Here is a 13,904-nt window from a genome sequence, read left to right as displayed (position 1 = left end):
GCCGCCGGGTGTCAGGACGGGCACTCTGCCACCGGAACGCGTCGACAGGCGCCCTTCCTCCCGACTCAGGTCGTCGGGTAGCTGCTGTAGTCGGGGAAGTTGCCGTAGAGGCGGCCGTCGCCGCCCTGGGTGACGGCCTGCACCAGCAGGTCGCCGCCGACGAAGGCGCCCTTCCAGGAGGCGCCCCGGCCGCCGAACGGCTCGTCGCGGTCACCCCGCGAGCGCGGCTTGTTGATGCCCACCTTGAACGCCTGGAGGTCGACGGCGAGCTTGCCGGCCAGCTCCTCGTCGTCGCAGGCAAGTGAGGCGACCAGTGCGCCGTTCGAGGCGTTCATCGCGGCCAGCAGCTCGTCGGTGGTGTCGACGACCACGATGGTGTCGACCGGGCCGAACGGCTCGGCGTGCATCAGGCGGGACCGGCCCGGCGGGGCCAGCAGCACCGACGGGGCCACGTACGCGGAGGTGTCCTGCCCGTCGAGGAACGGCGCGCCGTGCAGCTTGCCGCGGTGCAGCGGCACCGCGCCGCCGCGTACCGCCTCGTCGACCTTGCGGCGCAGCTCGTCGGCCTTGGCGGCGCTGATCAGCGGGCCGAAGTCCAGCTCGGGCAGCGGGTCGCCGGCCGTCCAGTCGTCGCCCACGGCGAGCGGGTGCCCGAACCGCACGGAGCGCACCACCGGCAGGTACACGTCGAGGAACTCGTCGACGAGGTCGCGCTGGACCACGAAGCGCGGGTACGCGGTGCAGCGCTGCTTGCCGTACTCGAAGCCCTTCTTGAGGTGCCCGGCGAGCAGGTCCCACTGGGAGAAGTCCCAGATGCCCCAGGCGTTGAGGCCCTCCTGCTCGATGAAGTGACGCTTGTCGGAGTCGAGCAGCGCGGCGGCGACCTTGCCGCCGTTGGAGCGCCCGCCGACGAACGCCACCGCGCCGATCTCCGGCGCCCGGACCAGCACCTCGGACAGCTCCTCGCCGCCGCCGGAGACCAGGGTGGCGGGCAGCCCGGCCCGGCGCATCAGCGCGTGCGCGACGGTGAGGCAGACCGCCCCGCCCTGCGACGGCGTCTTGGCGATGACCGCGTTGCCGGCGAGCAGCTGCACCAGTTCGGCGTGCACGAGCACGCTCATCGGGTAGTTCCACGAGGCGATGTTGCTGACCGGTCCCGGCAGCGGCTCCCGCCCGTCGGCGAGCATCCGGTCGATCTCGCCGACGTACCACCGGACGCCGTCCAGCGCCCGGTCCACGTCGGCGCAGGCCAGCCGCCACGGCTTGCCGATCTCCCAGACCAGCAGCAGGGCGAGCAGGTCGCGGTGGGCGGTGAGCGCGTCCAGGGCGTCGGTGACCCGGGCCTTGCGCTCGGCGAGCGGGGTGTTGGCCCAGGCCCGGTGCGCGTCGGCGGCGTGCGCGACCGCGGCGCGGGCGGACTCCGCGTCGAGGCGGGCGAGGTTGACCAGCACGGTGTTGTCGACCGGCGTGCGTACCGGGCTGGGCGAGCCCACGGCGTGCCAGTCGCCGCGTACGAGGTTGTGCAGCGTGGTGACGCCGTCGACCGGGGATCCGAACGCCTCGGGCACGGCGGCCACCGCGCGGGAGAGGGTGTCGGACCAGGCGGTGCCTTCGGCGAGTCGTAGAGCCATCGCGATCTCCTCACGGGCCGGGGGAGCGGCGGCGTCCATGGCACCGCTGGTGTGGGCGTACTGTCGCGCGCCGGCAGGGGGCGGGCAACAGTACGTTCGTATGCCGGAACGCCGGCCCCGCCCCGCACCGGCTGGCGTGCGCGTTCCCGCGCGACCCGAAGGGCCACGACCTGGGCTTACGGGGAGATTAAATCGATGCTTGTAGATGGTGTGATGTCCGTCCAGTGCCCAGGTAAGGGCTTTCCCGTCGCCGGGTGGGCGCCGACCCGCTTCGGGCGTCTTCACAAACCCGTGACGGCCGGTTTACATTGTCGGTCATCCATGGGAGCGCTCCCGGGCCCGTGGTAACTCCCACCACCCTCGCCGGCACGCCCCCCCGGGACGCGGTCCCGCGCGCTGTCCCGGCGCCGCCGGCGACGCCACCGACAGGAGCACCGTCATGCGCCACCCGAGACGCCCGCGCCCCCCGGGCGACCAGCCCTGGGCGCGCCGCCTGCTGGCATCCGGCGCGGCCCTGGCCGCCGGCCTCGCCCTCGTCGCCGCCCCCGCGCCCGCCTCCGCCGCGAACGCCGCTCCCGGCTCCGCCGGCGGGTCCGGCCCCGCGCGGGCCGCGAACGCCGCGCCCGCCTTCAACTACGCCGAGGCGCTGCAGAAGTCGCTCTACTTCTACGAGGCGCAGCAGTCCGGCCCGCTGCCGGCCTGGAACCGGGTCTCCTGGCGCGGCGACTCCGCGCTCACCGACGGCGCCGACGTCGGGGTGGACCTCACCGGCGGCTGGTACGACGCCGGCGACCACGTGAAGTTCGGCTTCCCGATGGCGTTCAGCGCCACCATGCTCGCCTGGGGGGCGGTGGAGTACCGGGACGGCTACGTCGCCTCCGGCCAGCTGCCGCACCTGCTCAACAACCTGCGCTTCGTCAACGACTACTTCGTCAAGGCGCACCCGGCGCCGAACGTCCTCTACGGGCAGGTCGGCAAGGGCGACGACGACCACAAGTGGTGGGGCCCGGCCGAGGTGATGCCGATGGCGCGGCCCGCGTACAAGATCGACGCGAGCTGCGGCGGCGCGGACCTGGCGGGCGAGACGGCCGCGGCGATGGCCGCGTCGTCGATGGTCTTCCGGCCCACCGACGCCGCCTACGCCGACCGGCTGCTCGGGCACGCGAAGCAGCTCCACACGTTCGCCGACACGGTGCGCAGGAGCTACCACGAGTGCATCACCGACGCGACCAGCTTCTACCGCTCCTGGAGCGGCTGGCAGGACGAGCTGGTCTGGTCCGCGATCTGGCTGTACCGGGCCACCGGCGACGCCGCCTACCTGGCCAAGGCCGAGAGCGAGTACGACAAGCTCGGCACCGAGAACCAGAGCACCACCCGCTCCTACAAGTGGACCATCGCCTGGGACAACAAGCAGTTCGGGGCGTACGTGCTGCTGGCCAACCTGACCGGCAAGCAGAAGTACGTCGACGACGCCAACCGCTGGCTCGACTACTGGACGGTCGGCGTCAACGGGCAGCGGGTGCCGTACTCGCCCGGCGGGATGGCCGTGCTCGACTCCTGGGGGGCGCTGCGCTACGCGGCCAACACCTCCTTCGCGGCCCTGGTCTACAGCGACAAGACCACCGACGCCACCCGCAAGGCCCGCTACAAGGACTTCGCCGTCCGGCAGATCAACTACGCGCTCGGCGACAACCCGCGCGCCTCCAGCTACGTCATCGGCTTCGGGGCCAACTCCCCGAAGAACCCGCACCACCGCACCGCGCACGGCTCCTGGTGGGACAGCCAGACCGTGCCCGTCGAGACCCGGCACACCCTCTACGGCGCCCTGGTCGGCGGCCCGTCGGCGGCGAACGACGCGTACACCGACAACCGGTCGGACTACGTGATGAACGAGGTCGCCACCGACTACAACGCCGGCTTCAGCTCCGCGCTGGCCCGGCTCGCCCAGGAGTACGGCGGCACCCCGCTGGCCGGCTTCCCGCGGGCCGAGACGCCGGACATCGACGAGCTGACCGTGGAGACCACGGTGATGCAGGCCGAGCCGCGCGCCACCGGCCTCAAGGCGATCGTCTACAACAAGTCGGCGTTCCCCGCCCGGGCCCTGACCGACGGGAGGTTCCGCTACTACTTCCGCCCCGACGGCACCGGCCCGGTCACCGTGACCCCCGGCTACACCCAGGGCTGCCCGTCGCCGTCCACCGCGAAGCAGTTCTCCGGCGACGTCTGGTACGTCGAGGTGGACTGCACCGGGCACACCATCGCGCCGGCCGGGCAGTCGCAGCACCGGATGGAGGTGCAGTTCAAGATCGGCGTGCCGGAGGGCGGCACCTGGGACCCGACGAACGACCCGTCGTACCAGCCGGCGGCCGGGCCGAACCGGAAGGTCACCCTCTACTCCGGCGCCACCCGGATCTGGGGCGAGGAGCCCGGGCCGGCCACCCCCGACACCACCGCCCCGACCGTGCCCGGCACCCCCGTCGCCTCGGCGGTCACCGCGACCGGGCTGACCCTCAGCTGGCCCGCCTCCACCGACGCCGGCGGCAGCGGGCTGGCCGGCTACGAGGTCACCCAGGCGCAGGTCGGCAGCGACGCGCTGGTCCTGCTCAACTCGGCCACCAACACCCTGGCCGTGACCCGGCTGCTGCCCGAGCGGACGTACCGGTTCACGGTGCGCGCCCGCGACGGCGCCGGCAACCGCTCGGCCGCCTCGCCCGTGGCGGAGGTGACCACGCCGGCCGCCCCGGCTCCCGACACCGTCGCGCCGACCCGCCCCGGCACGCCGACCGCCTCGGCGGTCACCGCCACCGGGGTGACGCTGAGCTGGGCCGCGTCGACCGACAACGTGGGCGTCACCGGCTACCGGGTCTACCGCGAGGCCGGCGCGACCGACGCGCTGGTCGGCTCGCCCACCGCCGCCACGCTCGCGGTGACCGGGCTGACCGCCGCCACCGCCTACCAGTTCTACGTGGTGGCGGTGGACGCGGCCGGCAACACCTCGGCGGCGTCCGCGCCGGTCGCGGTCACCACCGCCGATCCGCCCGCGTCCGGCGGCTGCGCCGTGACCTGGACGACCAGCGGCTGGGACGGCGGCTTCACCGCCAGCGTCACCGTCACCAACACGGGCACCACCGCGATCGACGGCTGGACGCTCGCCTTCACCTTCCCCCACGCCGGCCAGAAGGTCGGCCAGGGCTGGTCGGCGACGTGGACCCAGACCGGCGCCGCGGTCACCGCCACCAACCTCTCCTACAACGGCCGGCTCGCGGCGGGGGCGTCGACGAGCTTCGGCTTCAACGGCACCCACACCGGGACCAACCCGAAACCCGCCGCCTTCACCCTCAACGGCACCGCCTGCACCGTCTCCTGACGCCCCGCGCCCGGGAATCCTGGCCGGTCGTCGTCCTCCGGACGGTAACCGGCCAGGATCGGGGGCATTCTCCCGGCGTGACACTGCTGACGGTGGGACACGGGGCGACGGACCGGGGGCGGCTGGGCGAACTGCTCACCGGCGCCGGGGTCGCGCTCGTCGTGGACGTGCGGCGCTTCCCGGCCAGCCGGACCAGCCCCGACGTACGCCGGGAGGAACTGGCCCGCTGGCTGCCCGAGGCGGGCGTGGAGTACCGCTGGGAGCAGCGGCTCGGCGGCCGGCGGCACACCCCGGCCGGCACCGACGAGCCGGACCGCTGGTGGACGGTCGCCGCCTTCCGGGCGTACGCGGCGTACACCCGCACCCCCGACTTCCGGACCGCGCTGGACGAGGTGCTGGCCGACGCGGCGACCCGGACCACGGCGGTGATGTGCAGCGAGAGCGTCTGGTGGCGCTGCCACCGGCGGCTGATCGCCGACGTCGCGGCGCTGGGCCGCGACGTGCCGGTGTCGCACCTGATGCCCGACGGCCGGCTCACCCCGCACCGGCCCGCCGAGGGCGCCCGCCGGCTGGCCGACGGCGACCTGGTCTGGGACGGCTGAGCCGGCCGCTCAGTCGACCAGCTCGTCGGCGAGCAGGTCCATCAGCAGCCCGTCGTGCCACCGCCCGTCCTCGCCCCGCTCGTAGCGGCGCAGCACCCCGACGGGGCGGAAGCCCACCTTCGCGTACGCCCGGACGGCCGCGGTGTTCGCCGCCGCGGGATCGATGGTGAACCGGTGGTGGCCGTGCTCGTCGATCAGGTGCCGGGCCAGGGTGCGGATCGCGTCCCCGCCCAGCCCGGCGCCGCGTACGGCCGGGTCGAGGAAGACGTCCATGCTGGCGTGCCGGTAGTCCGCGTCGTCCTCGGCGTACCACTGGATCGCGCCGACCACCCGGCCGTCGTGCTCGATCGCGTACACCGACAGCGTCTCGTCGGTGAGGTCGGCCCGCACGGCCGCGACCAGGTCGTCGCCGCCACGCCACCAGCGCCGGACCTCCGGGGTGGCCCGGATCGCGGCGAGCGCCGGCACGTCGGCGGCCGTCGCCGGCCGCAGGGTGACCGCCCGGCCGCGCAGCATCGCCCTCAGCCCCGGATCTCGCCGTGCTCGACGCAGACGGCCGCCCAGCCGACCGGCAGCACCTGCACCTTCATCCGCCGGCGGCAGCGCGCGCAGAAGCGCGGCGGCTCCAGCGCCCGGGCCGCCGCGCAGCCGTCGTGCGAGCCGGCCGCCACGGCCTCGCCGCAGCGGTCGCACCACGTCCGGTCCACGGTCGTCGTCACAGCGTCGCGGAGAGGGCCTTGACCGGCATCTTCAGGTCGTCGAGCAGCTCCAGGTCGGCCGTCGCCGGGCGGCCGAGGGTGGTCAGGTAGTTGCCGACGATCACCGCGTTGATGCCGCCGAGCAGGCCGTCGCGGGTGCCGAGGTCGCCGAGGGTGATCTCCCGGCCGCCCGCGTACCGCAGGATGGTGCGCGGCATGGCCAGCCGGAAGGCGGCGATGGCGCGCAGCGCGTCCTTGCCCTCCACCACCGGCCGGTCGCCCAGCGGGGTGCCGGGGCGGGGGTTGAGGAAGTTCAGCGGGACCTCGTGCGGGTCCAGCTCGGCGAGCTGCGCGGCGAACTCGGCCCGCTGCTCCACCGTCTCGCCCAGGCCGAGGATGCCGCCGCAGCAGACCTCCATGCCGGACTCGCGGACCATCCGCAGGGTCTCCCAGCGCTCCTCCCAGGAGTGCGTGGTGACCACGTTCGGGAAGTAGGAGCGGCAGGTCTCCAGGTTGTGGTTGTAGCGGTGCACGCCCATGTCGACCAGCTCGTCGACCTGCTCCTGGCTGAGCATGCCCAGCGAGGCGGCCACCTGGATGTCGACCTCGGCCCTGATCGCGGCCACGCCCTCGCGCATCTGCTTCATCAGCCGCGCGTCCGGGCCGCGCACGGCCGCCACGATGCAGAACTCGGTCGCCCCCGTCGCCGCCGTCTGCCTCGCCGCCTCGACCAGGGAGGGGATGTCCAGCCAGACCGAGCGGACGGGGGAGGCGAACAGGCCCGACTGCGAGCAGAAGTGGCAGTCCTCCGGGCACCCGCCCGTCTTCAGCGAGACGATCCCCTCGACCTCCACCTCCGGCCCGCACCACCGCATCCGCACCTCGTGGGCGAGCTGGAGGGCGGCGGGCAGGTGCTCGTCGGGCAGGTTCAGCACGGCGAGGACGCCGGCCTGGTCGAGACCGACGCCGTTCTCCAGTACCTGGGTTCGGGCCTGGTCGAGGATCTCTGGCATGGCTCGTACCCTACAAGGCCACCGGACCGGGACGAACGGCCCGCGGGTCGGGGGTCGGCGGGGCAGGGGTGGACACGCCGGGCCCGGGCCGGTAGGTGGTAATTTCGCCCGGCGGAAGTGGCCGACGACGGTCGGCGCAGGCGGCGTGGGGGTGACGGTGGCGGACTGGCTGGCGGCGCTCGACCGCCGCGCCGAGCTGCGCGCGAAGGCGGGGCTGACCCGCCGGCTGCGGGCCCGCGACGCCGGCGACGCCGTGGTCGACCTGGCCGGCAACGACTACCTCGGCCTGGCCACCCACCCCGAGGTCACCGCCGCCGCGGCGCGGGCGCTGGCGGCGTACGGGCTGGGGGCCACCGGGTCGCGGCTGGTGCGCGGCTCCACCGACGTCCACCACGCGCTCGAGGACGCCCTGGCCGGCTGGCTCGGCGTCGAGCGGGCGCTCGTCTTCTCCTCCGGCTACCTGGCCAACCTCGGGGCGGTCCGGGCGCTCGTGCAACCCCGTACGCTGCTCGTCTCCGACGCCCACAACCACGCCTCCCTGATCGACGGCTGCCGGATCTCCGGGGCGCAGACCGTGGTGACCCCGCACGCCGACGTCGCGGCGGTGGCCGCCGCGCTCGCCGCGGCACCCGGCCGGCCGGCGGTGGTCGTCACCGAGTCGGTCTTCTCCGTCGACGGCGATCTCGCCCCGCTGGCCCGGCTGCACGCCGTGGCCCGGGAGCACGGCGCGTTGCTGCTGGTCGACGACGCGCACGCCCTCGGCGTGACCGGCCCGGCCGGGGCCGGGGCCGTGGCCGCCGCCGGCCTCGCCGGCCAGCCCGACGTGGTCGTCACCGCCACCCTCTCCAAGGCCCTCGGCGGCGCGGGCGGGGTGGTCGCCGGGCCGGCGGCGTTCGTCCGGCACGTCGTGGAGACCGGGCGGACCTTCATCTTCGACACCGCGCTGCCGCCGGCCGTGGCCGCCGGCGTGCACGCCGCCGTCGGGCTGGCCCGTGCCGGCGACGGCCTCCGCGCGGAGCTGGCCGGGCGGGTCGCCCTGGCGGTGCGCCGGCTGGCCGCCGCGGGGCTGACGGTCTCCGCTCCCGACGGCGCGGTCGTCTCGGTCACCGCCCCCGGCCCCGAGGCGGCGACCGCCTGGGCGGCCGACTGCCGCGACCGGGGCGTCGCCGTCGGCTGCTTCCGGCCCCCGTCCACGCCGGACAGCCGGTCCCGGCTGCGGCTGACCATCGGCGCCGGCGTCCCCCGGGCGGACTTCGAGCGGGCCTTGGAGGTCATCGTGGAGTGTGCCCCGTGAGCGTGAGGAGTGAGCCGGTCTTGCGAGCCCCGCGGTCGCGAACTGAGGTGGCACGGTGAGCGTGAGGAGTGAGCCGGTCTTGCGAGCCCCGCGGTCGCGAACTGAGGTGGCACGGTGAGCGTGAGGAGTGAGCCGGTCTTGCGAGCCCCGCGGTCGCGAACTGAGGTGGCACGGTGAGCGTGAGGAGTGAGCCGGTCTTGCGAGCCCCGCGGTCGCGAACTGAGGTGGCACGGTGAGCGTGAGGAGTGAGCCGGTCCTGCGAGCCCCGCGGTCGCGAACGAGGGTGGCACCGTGAGCCGGGGGGACGACCTGAGCGGGCCGTGGCGCGGGCCGGTGCTGGTGACCGGCACCGACACCGACGTCGGCAAGACGGTGGTGACCGCGGCGATCGCGGCCGCCGCGCAGGCCGCCGGTCTGCGGGTCGCGGTGGTCAAGCCCGCCCAGACGGGTACGGCCGGGGGCGAGCCCGGCGACGTCGACGCGGTCGACCGGTTGGCCGCGCCGCTGACCGGCCGGACGCTGGCCAGCTTCCCCGACCCGCTCGCCCCGCTGGCCGCGGCCCGGGTCGCCGAGCTGGCGCCGCTGGAGCTGCACACCGCCGTCGACGCCGTCCGCGAGGAGGCCGACAAGCACGACCTGGTGCTCGTCGAGGGCGCGGGGGGCCTGCTCGTACCGATGGGGCTGCGGCCGGAGGGGAAGGCGTGGACGGTAGCGGACCTGGCGGTGGCGCTGGGTTGCCCGGCCGTCGTGGTCACCCGGGCCGGCCTGGGCACCCTGAACCACACCGCGCTGACGCTGGAGGCGCTGGAGCGCCGGTCGGTGCCGTCCGGCGTGGTGGTCGGCGCGTGGCCGGCCGCGCCGGAGCTGGTGCACTGGGCGAACCTGACCGACCTGGTGCCGAAGCTGCTGGGCGCCCTGCCGGCCGGGACCGGGGCGATGGATCCGGGGGTCTTCCGCCGGTCCGCGTCCGGCTGGCTCACCCCGACGCTCTACGGGGTGCTCGACGACTGGCGCGCCTGGGCCGAGGAGATCAGCTGAGCACCTGACCTTCGTCGGTGCCGGCGCAGGTCGGGCGTGGGTAGCCTGGCCGCCGTGGAGAGCTGGTGGTCCGCCCGCGCGGGCGGCGGTCGGTGGCCCCGGAGGGCCGTCCGGCGGTGGCTCGGTGACCTGCTCCTCTGGGTCGCGACGGCCGCCCCGATCGGGTACGCGGGCGTCACCCCGCCGTACTCCCGGCGTGCCACCGCCGTGACGCTCGGCGCGCTGCTGCTGCTCGCGGTCGCGGTCGCGGTCAGCCGGCGCCGGCCGGTGGCCGCCCTGGTGGTGGCGGTGCTCGGCTCGCTGCTGAACGGCAACTTCCTCTTCGCGATCCCGGTGTTCAGCTACCTGGCGGGCCGCCGTGGCGCCACCGCCGTGCCCGCCGCCGTCGCCTTCGCCGCGATCGCGGCCGGCGGCACGGTCCTCAACCTGGGGCTGCTCAGCACGGGCGCGGCCACCTGGTTCCTGCTCGCCTCGACGTTGCTCTTCGCCGGGGTGTTCCCGTGGCTCGTCGGCCGTTACCGGCGGCAGCAGGCCGCGCTCACCGACGCCGGGCGCCGGCACGTCGAGGCGAGCGACCGCGAGCGGCGGGGCGCGGCGGAGCGGATCCGGCTGCGGGAGCGGGCCCGCATCGCCCAGGAGATGCACGACTCGCTCGGGCACGACCTGAGCCTGATCGCCCTGCGCGCCGCGGCCCTGGAGGTCGCCCGCGACCTGGCCCCCGGGCACCGGGCCGCCGCCGCGGAGCTGCGGGCCAGCGTCGCCGTCGCCACGGAGCGGCTGCACGGGATCATCGGCGTGCTCAGGGAAGCGGAGGGTGCGGCGACCACCCGGCCTGCCGACGAGAGCGTCGCCGAGCTGGTCGACGGGGCTCGGGAGGCGGGCATGGCGGTGCGACTGGACGGCGCGGACGCGCTGACGCGGTTGCCGCCGATGGCCGCGCACGCCGTGCACCGGGTGGTCCGGGAGGCGCTGACCAACGCCGCCCGGTACGCCCCCGGCGCGCCGGTCACCGTGCTCCTGACCCGCGACGGCGACGGGATGGAGGTGGCTGTCGTCAACGCCCCGGCACCGGCCGGTCCGCTGCCGGGCCCGCCGTCCACCGGCTCGGGCCTGCTCGCCCTCGCCGAGCGGGTCCGGCTGGCCGGCGGTGCCCTGACGGCCGGCCCCCGCGCCGGCGGCGGCTTCGCCGTCGGCGCCCGCTCGGCCAGGACCCGCCCCGTGCCGGGACGGGGTGGGCGGCGGACGGCGGCCGGTCCGGGGGCCAGGCGACCGGCGGGGCGTCCACCGGCACGCGGTCCGGGAGCGGCCCGGCCGCGTCGACGGCCGACGCCGGCCCGGCGGCGGGTGACGGGTCCGGGCCGGCGCCGGGCGAGGCCGAGCGGCGGCTGCGCGACGCCCGCCGACGGGTCCGCCGCAGCCTGCTCACGGCGCTCGGCGCCCCGCTGGGCTTCGCGCTGCTCCTCTCGCTGGTCTACTACCCGATCGTCACCGCCGGGACGGTGCTGCGCGACGCGGCCTTCGCGCGGATGCCCGTCGGGGCGCCCCGCGCCGAGCTGGCGGGGCTGCCCCGGCGGCAGCTCGACGCGCCCGCCGGGGCGCGTCCCGGCTGCGAGCACTACACCGACGGCAACTTTCCCCTGGCCCAACCGACGTGGCGGCTCTGCTTCGTCGAGGGCCGGCTGGTCAGCAAGGAGCGGATCGACGGATGAACGCCGACACGGCCGGTCCGGTGCGGGTCGTCCTCGCCGACGACGAGGCGATGATCCGGGCCGGGGTCCGGGCCATCCTGGCCACCGACGGGCGGATCGAGGTGGTGGCGGAGGCCGGCGACGGCCGGGCCGCCGTGGAGCTCGTACGGGCGCACCGGCCCCGGGTGGCGCTGCTGGACATCCGGATGCCGAGGCTGGACGGGCTCAGCGCGGCGGCCGAGATCCGCCGGCTCGTGCCGGAGACGGCGACGCTGATGCTGACCACGTTCGGCGAGGACGACCACGTCGCCCGGGCGCTCGGGCACGGCGCCAGCGGATTCCTGCTGAAGGCCGGGGACCCGCGCGAGCTGATCGCCGGGGTGCACGCCGTCGCCGACGGTGGCGCGTACCTGTCGCCCCGGGTGGCCCGCCGGGTGATCGAGCTGGGCGGCGACCGGCTGGCCCGGCGGCCGGCCGCCCGGGACCGGCTGGCCGGCCTGACCGAGCGGGAACGGGAGGTGCTCGCGCTGGTCGCCGCCGGGCTCTCCAACGCCCAGATCGCCCGCCGGCTGCACCTGGTCGAGGGGACCGTGAAGAGCTACCTGACGAGCGTCTTCACCCGGTTGGAGGTGCGCAACCGGGTGCAGGCGGCGATCCTCGCGTACGAGGCGGGGCTGGTCGAGCCGTCCGGCTGACCAGCCCCGCCCGCCGTCAGGCGTCCCGGCGGCGCAACGCGGCGCGGCCCAGCAGCAGCGCCGCGGCGGCCCAGCCGGCGAGCAGCAGCAACCCGACGGCTGCCGGGTACGGGTCGGTGTCCCCGGCCAGGAAGTGCGCCCCGGCGACCCCCGGGAAGGCGTCGGCGACCCGGTTCAGCACGGCGATGTCCGGCTCCTGCAACGACAGCGGAACGATCATCAGGGTGGCGACGAGCACGATCAGGGTGAGCACCGCGCTGCGCAGCGCGGCGCCGAGCCCGAGGGCCAGGACGGCGACCAGCGCCAGGTAGGCCGCCACCGCGAGGACGTCGCCGACGGTGCCGGCCGCCGGCGCGGTGCCCCAGCGGCCGAGCACCGGCCGGGCCACCAGCGCGCCGACCGCGCCGAGCAGCAGCCCGAGCGCGAACGTCACCGCCCCGGTCACCGCGGCCTTCGCCAGCAGTACGCGCCCGCGCGACGGCGTGCACTGCAGGGTCGTACGGATCGTGCCGCTGGTGAACTCGCTGGTGATCACGAGCAGGCCGAGCGCGAGCACGGCGTACTGGGCCAGCTCGACCGAGCCGATGACGATGCTGCCCGCGGTGACGATTCCGGTGTCGTCGGCGGGGTCGTCGTTGGTGTTCGCGTTGGCGGCGTAGATGGCCAGCTGGCCGGAGGTGGCGGCCATCAGCAGCACCCCGGCCAGCAGCGTCCACCAGGTGGACCGCACGGACCACACCTTGGTCCACTCGGCGGAGATCGTGTTCATCGTGCCTCGTTCCGGGTCGGGACGCCGGCGTACTCGACGCTGTCGGCGGTCAGTTCCATGAAGGCCCGCTCCAGGGACGCCCCGTGCGGGCTCAGCTCGTGCAGCGGCACCCCCAGCTCGTACGCCAGGTCGCCGATCCGGTCGGCGGTGGCGCCGGTGACGGTCAGCTCGGTCGGGCCGGCCGCCTCGACGGCGGCCCCGGCGGCGGTGAGCCGTTCGGCGAGCGTCGCCAGGCCGGCCGGCCGCGGGCTGCGGACCCGCACGGCCACCGCGCTGCCGGCGACCACCTCGGCGGTCGGGGCGTCGGCGAGCAGCCGACCCCGGCCGATCACCACCAGCCGGTCGGCGGTGAGCTGCATCTCGCTCATCAGGTGGCTGGAGACGAAGACGGTCCGCCCCTCGTCGGCCAGCGCCCGCATGAGCTGCCGGACCCAGCGCACCCCGTCGGGGTCGAGGCCGTTGACCGGCTCGTCGAACATCAGCACCGGCGGGTCGCCGAGCAGCGCGCCCGCGATGCCGAGCCGCTGGCCCATGCCGAGGGAGAGGGAGCGCCCCGGCTTGGCCGCCGCGCGGTCGTCGAGCCCCACCGCGGCGAGCGCCTCGTCCACCCGGCGGTCCGGTATCCCGTTGCTGCGGGCCATCGCGAGCAGGTGCGCCCGGCCCGAGCGGGCGGGGTGGATCGCCCGCGCGTCGAGCAGCGCCCCGACCTCGTGCAGCGGGCGCCGCAGCTCCCCGTACGCCCGCCCGCCGATCAGCGCCCGGCCTGCCGTGGGCCGGTCCAGCCCGAGGATCATCCGCATGGTGGTGGACTTGCCGGCGCCGTTGGGGCCGAGGAACCCGGTGACCCGGCCGGGTCCGATGTCGACGGTCAAGCCGTCCACGGCGGTCGTGTCCCCGAACCGCTTGGTCAACCCACGTAACGTGATCATGCGCTGACGCTAGGCCCGGGACCCACCGCGCCACCGCGCCCGAACGGCACGACCCGGCACTGACTTTCGTCGGGTCCCTCCGACCCCCACCCGGGACGTGCGGAGCGTGGCGCTGCCGTGACACGCCCGCACCGCCTGGACGGCCGGCGCGAGGACCTCGGTGATCAGGACGCGGTGGAC

Annotated in this window: 12 protein-coding genes and 1 pseudogene; 7 read left to right on the top strand and 6 right to left on the bottom strand. The window is 75.5% G+C overall.

Translation table 11 applies throughout. From position 1 onward, the window contains the following. Positions 1 to 65: 65 nt before the first annotated feature. On the bottom strand, positions 66 to 1,631 hold the full coding sequence (locus V6V16_RS12805; RefSeq protein WP_334562220.1) for an aldehyde dehydrogenase family protein: 1,566 nt from the start codon (positions 1,629 to 1,631) through the stop codon (positions 66 to 68). Between the two features lie 439 nt (positions 1,632 to 2,070). On the opposite strand from V6V16_RS12805, the gene V6V16_RS12800 reads away from it, so the two are divergent. Both V6V16_RS12800 and V6V16_RS12795 read left to right on the top strand, forming a co-directional pair. Further along, positions 2,071 to 4,998 (top strand): glycoside hydrolase family 9 protein, encoded by a 2,928-nt coding sequence (locus tag V6V16_RS12800; protein ID WP_334562219.1) that lies wholly within the window; start codon positions 2,071 to 2,073, stop codon positions 4,996 to 4,998. Between the two features lie 77 nt (positions 4,999 to 5,075). Beyond that, on the top strand, positions 5,076 to 5,600 hold the full coding sequence (locus tag V6V16_RS12795) for a DUF488 domain-containing protein (RefSeq protein WP_334562218.1): 525 nt from the start codon (positions 5,076 to 5,078) through the stop codon (positions 5,598 to 5,600). Positions 5,601 to 5,609: 9 nt separating this feature from the next. Here V6V16_RS12795 and V6V16_RS12790 read toward each other — a convergent pair whose 3' ends face one another. Genes V6V16_RS12790 through bioB form a run of 3 tightly spaced genes read right to left on the bottom strand, consistent with a single transcriptional unit; the run spans position 5,610 to position 7,311 of the window. Further along, a complete protein-coding gene (locus tag V6V16_RS12790) occupies positions 5,610 to 6,116 on the bottom strand; it encodes a GNAT family N-acetyltransferase (RefSeq protein ID WP_334562217.1) in 507 nt (168 codons plus the stop codon). 5 nt (positions 6,117 to 6,121) lie between these two features. Then, entirely contained in the window at positions 6,122 to 6,319 is a 198-nt protein-coding gene (gene bsaP, locus V6V16_RS12785) for a biotin synthase auxiliary protein BsaP (RefSeq protein ID WP_334562216.1), read from the bottom strand. Further along, positions 6,316 to 7,311, bottom strand: coding sequence for a biotin synthase BioB (bioB, locus tag V6V16_RS12780; protein WP_334562215.1), 996 nt, complete (start codon positions 7,309 to 7,311; stop codon positions 6,316 to 6,318). Before bioB ends, bsaP begins: the two co-directional genes overlap by 4 nt. 157 nt (positions 7,312 to 7,468) lie before the next feature. Between bioB and V6V16_RS12775 the strand changes: the two genes are divergently transcribed. From V6V16_RS12775 to V6V16_RS12755, 5 genes and pseudogenes are all read left to right on the top strand, one after another. Next, positions 7,469 to 8,605, top strand: coding sequence for an 8-amino-7-oxononanoate synthase (locus V6V16_RS12775; protein ID WP_334562267.1), 1,137 nt, complete (start codon positions 7,469 to 7,471; stop codon positions 8,603 to 8,605). A 333-nt stretch (positions 8,606 to 8,938) separates the two neighbouring features. Further along, positions 8,939 to 9,643, top strand: a complete 705-nt coding sequence (gene bioD / locus V6V16_RS12770; protein ID WP_334562266.1) for a dethiobiotin synthase — start codon at positions 8,939 to 8,941, stop codon at positions 9,641 to 9,643. A gap of 639 nt (positions 9,644 to 10,282) precedes the next feature. Next, positions 10,283 to 10,393 (top strand): annotated as a pseudogene (locus V6V16_RS12765) (hypothetical protein); the annotation flags it as partial. A gap of 749 nt (positions 10,394 to 11,142) precedes the next feature. After that, the gene (locus tag V6V16_RS12760; RefSeq protein ID WP_334562214.1) at positions 11,143 to 11,352 is read left to right on the top strand and encodes a hypothetical protein; all 210 of its coding nucleotides are present in this window, start codon (positions 11,143 to 11,145) and stop codon (positions 11,350 to 11,352) included. Then, entirely contained in the window at positions 11,349 to 12,026 is a 678-nt protein-coding gene (locus tag V6V16_RS12755) for a response regulator transcription factor (protein ID WP_334562213.1), read from the top strand. The genes V6V16_RS12760 and V6V16_RS12755 overlap by 4 nt, the downstream gene beginning before the upstream one ends. 16 nt (positions 12,027 to 12,042) lie before the next feature. Here V6V16_RS12755 and V6V16_RS12750 read toward each other — a convergent pair whose 3' ends face one another. Continuing rightward, a complete protein-coding gene (locus V6V16_RS12750) occupies positions 12,043 to 12,795 on the bottom strand; it encodes an ABC transporter permease subunit (RefSeq protein ID WP_334562212.1) in 753 nt (250 codons plus the stop codon). Beyond that, positions 12,792 to 13,724, bottom strand: coding sequence for an ABC transporter ATP-binding protein (locus V6V16_RS12745; protein WP_334562211.1), 933 nt, complete (start codon positions 13,722 to 13,724; stop codon positions 12,792 to 12,794). Before V6V16_RS12745 ends, V6V16_RS12750 begins: the two co-directional genes overlap by 4 nt. Between the last annotated feature and the right edge of the window lie 180 nt (positions 13,725 to 13,904).

The organism is Micromonospora sp. CPCC 205561 (genome assembly GCF_036906775.1).
In the GTDB taxonomy this organism is placed as follows: domain Bacteria; phylum Actinomycetota; class Actinomycetes; order Mycobacteriales; family Micromonosporaceae; genus Micromonospora.
Note: the sequence above shows the minus strand (reverse complement) of the source record. Positions and strands in the feature narration are given on the sequence as shown.

Excerpts from the sequence above, each read along its gene's own strand:
- V6V16_RS12805 (WP_334562220.1), bottom strand. The coding sequence starts at position 1,631 with ATGGCTCTACGACTCGCCGAAGGCACCGCCTGGTCCGACACCCTCTCC.
- V6V16_RS12800 (WP_334562219.1), top strand. The coding sequence starts at position 2,071 with ATGCGCCACCCGAGACGCCCGCGCCCCCCGGGCGACCAGCCCTGGGCG.
- V6V16_RS12790 (WP_334562217.1), bottom strand. The coding sequence starts at position 6,116 with ATGCTGCGCGGCCGGGCGGTCACCCTGCGGCCGGCGACGGCCGCCGAC.
- bioB (WP_334562215.1), bottom strand. The coding sequence starts at position 7,311 with ATGCCAGAGATCCTCGACCAGGCCCGAACCCAGGTACTGGAGAACGGC.
- V6V16_RS12755 (WP_334562213.1), top strand. The coding sequence starts at position 11,349 with ATGAACGCCGACACGGCCGGTCCGGTGCGGGTCGTCCTCGCCGACGAC.
- V6V16_RS12750 (WP_334562212.1), bottom strand. The coding sequence starts at position 12,795 with ATGAACACGATCTCCGCCGAGTGGACCAAGGTGTGGTCCGTGCGGTCC.
- V6V16_RS12745 (WP_334562211.1), bottom strand. The coding sequence starts at position 13,724 with ATGATCACGTTACGTGGGTTGACCAAGCGGTTCGGGGACACGACCGCC.